This window comes from Cupriavidus lacunae (assembly GCF_003353055.1).
GTDB lineage: Bacteria > Pseudomonadota > Gammaproteobacteria > Burkholderiales > Burkholderiaceae > Cupriavidus > Cupriavidus lacunae.
In genome coordinates this window covers 23820-31140 of record NZ_QKWJ01000087.1, presented here as the reverse complement: position 1 = coordinate 31140, position 7321 = coordinate 23820, and the positions used below count along the sequence as shown (strand labels likewise).

Genomic DNA, 7321 nt, shown 5'->3' with positions numbered 1-7321 from the left:
GCTCCTGCGCGGCATCGCCGGGCAATACCGCGGTGATGGCGAAGACGATGGCCGAGACGGCCAGCAGCGAGATCAGCGCCATTCCGATGCGCCGCGCCAGCAGACGCAAGATGAAGGGGTTCATGGTGTCTCCTTGGATCAGGCCGCCAGCCAGACGTGCTCGGCGAACGAGTAGCCCATCAGGCCGCCCAGCGGGATCGGGGAAAGGCCCTTGACCCGCTTGTTGTAGCCGTCGATGGTGGCGATAAAGAGCGGTATGCCGATCCCTGCGTCCCGCCGGATCATGGACTGCATGTCGGCGTACATCTGCTTGCGTTTGGCCAGGTCGGTCTCGGCGCGCGCGGCGAGCAGCAGCGAATCGAACTTCGGGTCCTTGTAGCGCGACTCGTTCCACGCCGCATCGGACTTGAAGAATTGGGTCAGCAGCGTGTCGGCACTGGCGCGCGGCAGGACCGTGCCGAATCCGACCGGGCTGTTGAGCCAGTGATTGGACCAGTAGCCGTCAGCGGGCATGCGCTTGACGTCGATATTGACGCCCGCCTGCCGCGCGGACTGCTGCAGGATCAGGGCCATGTCGACCGAGTACTGCGCGGCGGGGGAGGCCACCACCGGGATGGCGGCACTGCCAATGTTGGCCTTCTTGAGATGGAACTTGGCTTTCTCCGGATCGAGCCTGGTCTGCGGCAGCCCGGCGAAGTAGAAGCGGTTGGTGGGATCGATCGGCTGGTCATCGCCCAGCACGGCATAGCCCAGCGCAATGCTCTTCTTCATCAGCTCGCGGTCGACCAGCAGCTTCATGCCCTGGACAAAATCGGGGTTGGCGCCCGGGCCGGTATCCCGGCGCATGATCAGGTCGGTGTACTGGCCGGATTGCGTCACGAACACATCGGTCGTGGGCGTGCCTTTCACGCGCCCGACCGAACGCGGGTTGATCGAAGCCACCATGTCGAGATCGCCCGAGAGCAGCGCATTGACGCGCGCACCCTCGTCGGCAATGCCGACGAATTCGATCTCGTCGAGGTAGGGCTTGCCGGGCTTCCAGTAATTTTCGTTCCGTACCACCATCGAGCGCACGCCCGGCTTGAATTCCTTGAGCTTGTAGGGGCCCGTGCCGATGCCGGTGTTGAAGTCGGTGGTGCCGTTGCGCAGGATATGGAAGTGGAACGTGCCGACGATGACGGGGAAGTCCGCGTTGGGGCCGTCCAGCACCACGGTCACTTCGTTCGGGCCCGTGGCGCTCACGCTCTTGATCGGGTCCGCCAGCGTCTTCGCCTTCGAGGCGGTGGCGGGGTCCTTGTGGCGCATCAGGGAAAACACCACGTCTTGCGGCGTCAGCGGCTTGCCGTCGTGGAAGGTGACGTCCTTGCGCAGCTTGAAGACCCAGGTCACGGCATCCTGCGAGGCAAAGGACTCAGCCAGCGCCGGTTGCGGCACCAGCTTCGCATCCAGGCTCGTCAGGCCGTTGTAGAGCATGGTGCCGCGACAGTAGTCGGTCTTGTTGGATTGCTTGGCCGGATCGAGCGTATCGCTGGGCGACGCGTTGTCGCTGCCCACACGGATGCGGCCGCCGCGGCGCGGCGTCTGCGCATGCGCCGACATGGCTGCGCCGGCAAGGCTGCCGGCAAGCCCCAGCTGCATGCCGCCGGCAGCCAGGATCTTCAGGACGTCGCGCCTGGTGGCGCCATGGTGCAGGGCGCTCATGATCCGGGTGGATTCGGCAGGGCCGATGAGGCCCTCGAACGGCTTCTTGTCTGACATGGCAATAGCTCCTGGTGGGGACCGGAGTTCGGAGGATCGCGAAAGTGGCAACTCAGGACCATGCGGCGCGGGGCAAGCTCCTGCTGAGGCAGCACGAGCGCGCTGCGTGTCATCTCCCTGACATTGAAGCATGTGGGACCGATGGCTTTGTGGGGTATTGCAAGCCGTGGCAGTAAAACCTGCGGTTTCGCGTAGGCGGTTTGGCATTGCCTGCCATGCGCACTGCGTGCGTGCATGTGCACCGCAACAATCCTCGGGATTACCCTAGGCAGGCACAGCGTCGGTGCATCGTCGGATGCAGCAAATTTTTCCTATCCGGGCCTTGCCTGTTCATCGCATCATCAGGGCTCTCTCTTTTCGTCCGGCGCTGGCCCTTACTGCAATGAATTCCGCGCAGTTCCCCCTCCATGCAAGCGATGGACCGCCCGCCGTCCGCGTGATGGCACAGTCCGATCTGCCCGTCGCACTTTCGCTTTCCGAAGATGTACGCTGGCCGCATCGCCCCAGCGACTGGAAGATGCTGTTCCAGATGGGCGAGGGCTGCGTTGCCGAAGTCGGCGGCGCGGTGGTCGGTGTCGGTATGCGCTGGCTGTGGGACGAGCGCGGCGCGTCAGTCGGGCTGCTCGTCGTAGCCCCGGCCTTCCGCGAGCGGGGAATTGGCAGCGTGTTGCTGGAGGCGCTGTGCGCCGGCCTGGACGGGCGCACCGTGCTGCTTCACGCCCCCGGGAAGCTGCATCGCTTCTATGCGCGCATGGGGTTCGAGCGCATCGGCGAGGTGCATCAATACGAGGGCAAAGCGTTGCCGGCGCCGTTGATGGCGCTGCCTGAAGGCTGCCGCCTGCGGCCTGGCGGGCGCAATGACCTGCAACTGCTGGTCGGCATGGAGCAGGGGGCCCGCGGTGTTGCACGCCCGTCCCTGATTCAGGCCTGGCTGCGCCAGTCGATCGGTACGGTGGTGCTCGATCACCCCGACGGGCCCCGCGGCTTCGCGATCCTGCGGCGCTTCGGCCGCGGCGCGATGGTCGGCCCCGTGGTCGCACCCTGCGCGATGTCGGCCAAGGCCATGATCGCGCACCTGTCCGGCCTGGTGACAGGGCGCGTGCTGCGCCTGGACGTCCACGCCGATGGCGAACTCGAGGACTGGCTCGGCTGCCTTGGCCTGGCGCACGTCGCCGACGCGACGGTGCTGGCTCGCGGCACCCCGGCTTCGCCAACGGCACCATTTCTTCCCTTTGCGCTGGCCGACAAGGCCCTCGGATAAAAACAATGCATCAAGACACGACATTTCTGTACAAGGCGGATCCCGTGCGCGGCCGGGACTGGGCCAAGGTCTTTGCGCGCGAGGCGCCTGGCATCGATTTCCGCATCTGGCCCGATATCGGGGATCCCGACAAGGTCCGCTACCTGGCAGCCTGGGAGGCGCCGGACCGCATCGCAGAGCGGTTCCCGAACCTGCAGGTACTCTTTTCGACCGGAGCCGGCATCGACCAGTTCGACCTGGACGCGCTGCCTGCGCACGTACCGCTGGTGCGGATGATCGAGCCTGGTATCGTCGATGGGATGGTGGAGTACGTCGTGTTCTCGGTCCTTGCGCTGCATCGCGACATGCCGGCGTACCGGCGGCAGCAGGCGCAGGAAGCGTGGAGGCCCCTGCAGGTGCGCGCGGCACACGAGCGCCGCGTCGGCGTGCTTGGTCTGGGCTCGCTGGGCCAGGCCGTACTGGGGCGGCTGCGGCTGTTCGGGTTCGACTGTGCCGGCTGGGCAAGGTCACCGCGCAGCCTGGAAGGGGTGCAGTGCTATGCCGGTCCGCAGACCCTGGACGCGTTCCTGGCCCGCACCGATATCCTGGTTTGCCTGCTGCCACTGACGGATGAAACAAGTGGAGTATTGAGCGCTCGCGTGTTTGACGCCCTGCCATATGGGGCAGGGCTGGTGCATGTCGGGCGCGGGCAGCACCTGAACGATGCCGACCTGCTGGCCGCGCTGGATGCGGGGCAGATCGGCGAGGCCATTCTCGACGTCACGCACCCTGAGCCGCTACCTGCCGGCCACCCGTTGTGGCGCCACCCCAGGGTCTGGCTCACGCCCCATATTGCCAGCATGACGCAGCCGGGCACGGCGGCGCGGGTCGTGCTCGACAATCTGCGCCGCCTGCAGCGCGGCGAACCGTTGATCGGGCTGGTGGACCGTGCGAAAGGGTACTGAAAGGCGATGCGATGCCTCACTTTCCGGGCGTGCCCCGATTGCTCTCGCCGATCCATGCGGGGACAATGTGATCCAGTCATTCCAGTCTTGAAAGCCCATGTCCGCCCCCATCAAACTTGACCGACTCGACCTGCGCATCCTTGCCCAGCTGCAAAAGAACGGCCGCATGACAAACGTGGACCTCGCCGATGCCGTGGGTCTTTCTGCAAGCCCGTGCCTGATTCGCGTCAAGCGGCTGGAGCAGGCCGGCTATATCGGCGGATACAGCGCACAGATCCGGATGGACAAGCTGGGCGACATTCTCACGGTGTTCACCGAGATCACGCTGGAGGACCACCATCGCGAGGACTTTGCGCGCTTCGAGAAGGCGGTGTGCGCGGTGGACGAGATCGTCGAATGCCACCTTGTCAGCGGCGGCTATGACTACCTGCTCAAGTTCATCACCCGTGGGGTCAACCACTACCAGGAACTGATGGAAAGCCTGCTGGAGCGCAATATCGGCATCGAGAAGTACTTCAGCTTCATCGTGATCAAGTCGCCTTTTATCAAGACGCACTATCCCATCGAACGGCTGTTTCCATCGACAACCTGAGCCCGGGGCATTGGCGGGCTGCGACCGGTATTAGCGGGGAGCGGGGCGCTCGCGGTCTGGAACTGCCGTGGCGTCATGCCGCAGACGCTCTTCAGGCAGCGCGTCAGGTGGCTCTGGTCATAGAAGCCGCACTCGTGCGCGATCAGCGCCGGAGAGTGGCCCTCCCTGAGCAACCACTGCGCGCGCCGGATGCGCTTCAGGCTGATGTAGCGGTGCGGCGTCATCCCCACCGTCTGCCGGAACACGGTCACGAAGCGCCCGACGCTGAGCTGGACGAGCTCGGCAAGCAGCGGCAGCGGCAGCGGTTCGCTTAGGTGCAGGTGAATATAGGCGAGCGCGGCGCCCAGGCGGGGATGGGCGTGGTCGTCCGCAGTGGGGCGGGCGATCTGCGGTTGAGAGGATGCAACGGTCGTACTCATGCTATCGAGCATAAGTGCAACGTTCCCGTGCTTCACGCCGATCTTGCCACTCTGGCCCACATCGAATTGCGAACTGCGCTGTCGAGAACGCAGAATCTGCGGTATGGGTGCAGCCGAGCTGATATGGACCATGGCGGGCACGGCCGTTCAAGTGTCGCATCGCGGACTTGACATGCCCCCCGGGGACTGGGCGGCCTGGGGCTTGTAGCGGCCGCAATCCTGTCGTTCTGCATGCCGGCACGCTGTGCGTCAAGGAAGGAAACGATCCGCTGCGCTAGTCGCGCTCGAAGTCTTCATCGCAACGACGTCTATCTGGTAGCGAGTTTGGCAAGGCGCCGCACCGTCTCCTCTGAGCGCAGCGAGGCTTCATAGGCCGACCTGCCGATGCCTTCGTTCCATGCACCGGCGGCAATCGCGTCGATGTGCCGCTTCATGGAGCGAACAGCGCCAGCGTCGCAACGCCCGATGCTTTCTGCATACTTGTCGATGGCAGCGGGGAGGTCCTCGGGGCGAACAAGGTCAGTGAGAAAGCCGATCCGGAGCAATTCCTCGCTTTCGAGCGTCATGGAAGTCAGGAAGATTTTCTTGGTTGCGGTAGGGCCCAGGCGCGAAACGAAGCGCCGCAGCCCCCCTGGATAGTAGTGCAGCCCAAACTTCGCGGCGGGCATGAACAGCTTGCAACCGTGAACGCCAATCCGAAAATCGCAGGCCAACGCGAGGTCAGTGCCACCACCGTAGGCGCTACCGTTCATCGCGCATATGGTCGGGAGCTCGAGGGTTTCCAGGGCGTCGATCATGTCTTCGAGCGATCGGTCCAGGCGGGTGCCGATCTGGCTCAGCGTATAGCCCGAACAGAAGGTCTTCTCGCCTGCGCCGGTCAGCACGAGCAGCCGCAAGGTCGTGTCGCACCTCACTTGTTCCACGAGCCGCAGCAGGATCCCGACATCGTCGGGGTCAAGCCGGTTGTGCTCGGCAGGGCGTCGCAGTGTGATCGTCGCCGTCGCGCCGGCGATTTGAAGGGTAGGCTGTGTGGATGTCATGGCTTGATTTCATCGCTTGCGTGGCCGTGCTGCAGGATGATGCCTTCGCGCGCCAGGGCTTCCAGGTCAGACGTGATGAACCCATGCTCCCGCAGGACGTCGAACGTGTGCTCGCCGAGCAGGGGCGGCGCGCGGCGAATGGATTCCCCATGGCGGCCGTCGAAGGCGATCGGGCTGCCGACCTGCCGGATGGAACCCAGCTCTGCATGCTGGACTTGCTCCACAAGTCGGGAGTGAACGACCTGTTCGTCAGCGAAGACATCCGCGACGTTGTAGATCGGGCCAGCCGGAATATCCGCCTCCAGCAGTCGTTGCGTCCACTCGTTGCGGCTGTGCGCCTTCAGCCTGGCCTCGATGATCTCCTTGAGCTCGGCACGCCGCTCGATCCGCGCTGCATTCGTCGCGTAGCGCGGATCATCGACCAGGTCCCGGAGTCCAACCACTTCGCAGAGGCGCTTCCACATCTCGGCTGTCGCCGGCGCGATGTTCAATGGCCCATCCGCGGTCTGGAACACGCCATATGGCGCAATCACAGGGTGCGTATTCCCGGCAAGACTGGGAATCTCCCCCAGACTCAGGTAACGCTGGGCCTGGACGCTCATGAGTCCGACCAGTCCTGCCAGCAGTGATGTCTCCACCCGGCGACCGCGCCCGGTGGCATGGCGCTGCGCTACGGCAGCAAGGATGCCAATGGCACACCACATGCCGGCAGTCTGATCGCCGATCGCCACACCCACCCTGACCGGTCCCGATTCCGGCATGCCCGTCACGCTCATGAGTCCGGAGTATCCCTGGGCAATCTGGTCGAACCCGGGACGTTGACTCGCTGGTCCCGTACGGCCGAAGCCGGTGACGCTCGCATAGATAAGCCGGGGGTGTGCTTCGGCAAGCGCCTCGTAGCCAAGACCCATGGATTCCATGGCGCCGGCTCGAAAGTTCTCCACGATCACGTCGTACTGGCCGGCGAGATCGCGCAGCAGGTCAAGCGCGCGCGGATCGCGGAAGTTGACGGCGATCCCGCGCTTATTGCGGTTGCCGCTCAGGTAGTAAGCGCTGGTGCCGCGGTCGAAAGGCCCCCAGTGGCGGATCATGTCCCCACCCGCGGGCTCGACCTTGATCACGTCGGCGCCCAGGTCACCCAGGACCATCGTGCAGAAGGGTCCCGCAAGAGCCCTGGTGAGATCCAGGACACGAATCCCCGAAAGCGGCAAGGAAGTTGCGTTGGTCATGCTTTCTCCCCTTGTAAGATCGCATGCCTCACTCTATATTGCATACAACGGAAATGCAACCGTTATCCAAAAAAGGAG

Annotated in this window: 7 protein-coding genes and 1 pseudogene; 3 read left to right on the top strand and 5 right to left on the bottom strand. The window is 64.5% G+C overall.

The window, feature by feature from the left end:
* Positions 1-124 (bottom strand): annotated as a pseudogene (locus DN412_RS45050) (ABC transporter permease); the annotation flags it as partial.
* 14 nt (positions 125-138) lie between these two features.
* Positions 139-1758: an ABC transporter substrate-binding protein gene (locus DN412_RS35800; RefSeq protein WP_208647726.1), complete on the bottom strand. Its 1620-nt coding sequence runs from the start codon at positions 1756-1758 to the stop codon at positions 139-141.
* A 439-nt stretch (positions 1759-2197) separates the two neighbouring features.
* Here DN412_RS35800 and DN412_RS35795 point away from each other — a divergent pair, with 439 nt between their 5' ends.
* The 3 genes from DN412_RS35795 (at position 2198) to DN412_RS35785 (ending at position 4555) form a co-directional block, all read left to right on the top strand.
* Positions 2198-3019, top strand: a complete 822-nt coding sequence (locus tag DN412_RS35795; protein WP_244222947.1) for a GNAT family N-acetyltransferase — start codon at positions 2198-2200, stop codon at positions 3017-3019.
* A gap of 5 nt (positions 3020-3024) precedes the next feature.
* On the top strand, positions 3025-3963 hold the full coding sequence (locus tag DN412_RS35790) for a 2-hydroxyacid dehydrogenase (RefSeq protein WP_115215881.1): 939 nt from the start codon (positions 3025-3027) through the stop codon (positions 3961-3963).
* A gap of 97 nt (positions 3964-4060) precedes the next feature.
* Entirely contained in the window at positions 4061-4555 is a 495-nt protein-coding gene (locus DN412_RS35785; protein WP_039015668.1) for an Lrp/AsnC family transcriptional regulator, read from the top strand.
* Here DN412_RS35785 and DN412_RS35780 read toward each other — a convergent pair.
* The 3 genes from DN412_RS35780 to DN412_RS35770 all read right to left on the bottom strand — a co-directional run bounded on the left by DN412_RS35780 (position 4519) and on the right by DN412_RS35770 (position 7243).
* Entirely contained in the window at positions 4519-5106 is a 588-nt protein-coding gene (locus DN412_RS35780) for a helix-turn-helix domain-containing protein (protein WP_244222946.1), read from the bottom strand. The two genes, DN412_RS35785 and DN412_RS35780, sit on opposite strands and share 37 nt — an antisense overlap.
* Positions 5107-5282: 176 nt before the next feature.
* Complete coding sequence (locus DN412_RS35775) at positions 5283-6014, bottom strand: enoyl-CoA hydratase/isomerase family protein (RefSeq protein ID WP_115215880.1); 732 nt, start codon at positions 6012-6014, stop codon at positions 5283-5285.
* A complete protein-coding gene (locus DN412_RS35770) occupies positions 6011-7243 on the bottom strand; it encodes a CaiB/BaiF CoA transferase family protein (protein WP_115215879.1) in 1233 nt (410 codons plus the stop codon). Before DN412_RS35770 ends, DN412_RS35775 begins: the two co-directional genes overlap by 4 nt.
* Between the last annotated feature and the right edge of the window lie 78 nt (positions 7244-7321).

Excerpts from the sequence above, each read along its gene's own strand:
- DN412_RS35785 (WP_039015668.1), top strand. The coding sequence starts at position 4,061 with ATGTCCGCCCCCATCAAACTTGACCGACTCGACCTGCGCATCCTTGCC.
- DN412_RS35770 (WP_115215879.1), bottom strand. The coding sequence starts at position 7,243 with ATGACCAACGCAACTTCCTTGCCGCTTTCGGGGATTCGTGTCCTGGAT.
- DN412_RS35780 (WP_244222946.1), bottom strand. The coding sequence starts at position 5,106 with ATGGTCCATATCAGCTCGGCTGCACCCATACCGCAGATTCTGCGTTCT.
- DN412_RS35775 (WP_115215880.1), bottom strand. The coding sequence starts at position 6,014 with ATGACATCCACACAGCCTACCCTTCAAATCGCCGGCGCGACGGCGACG.
- DN412_RS35795 (WP_244222947.1), top strand. The coding sequence starts at position 2,198 with ATGGCACAGTCCGATCTGCCCGTCGCACTTTCGCTTTCCGAAGATGTA.
- DN412_RS35790 (WP_115215881.1), top strand. The coding sequence starts at position 3,025 with ATGCATCAAGACACGACATTTCTGTACAAGGCGGATCCCGTGCGCGGC.
- DN412_RS35800 (WP_208647726.1), bottom strand. The coding sequence starts at position 1,758 with ATGTCAGACAAGAAGCCGTTCGAGGGCCTCATCGGCCCTGCCGAATCC.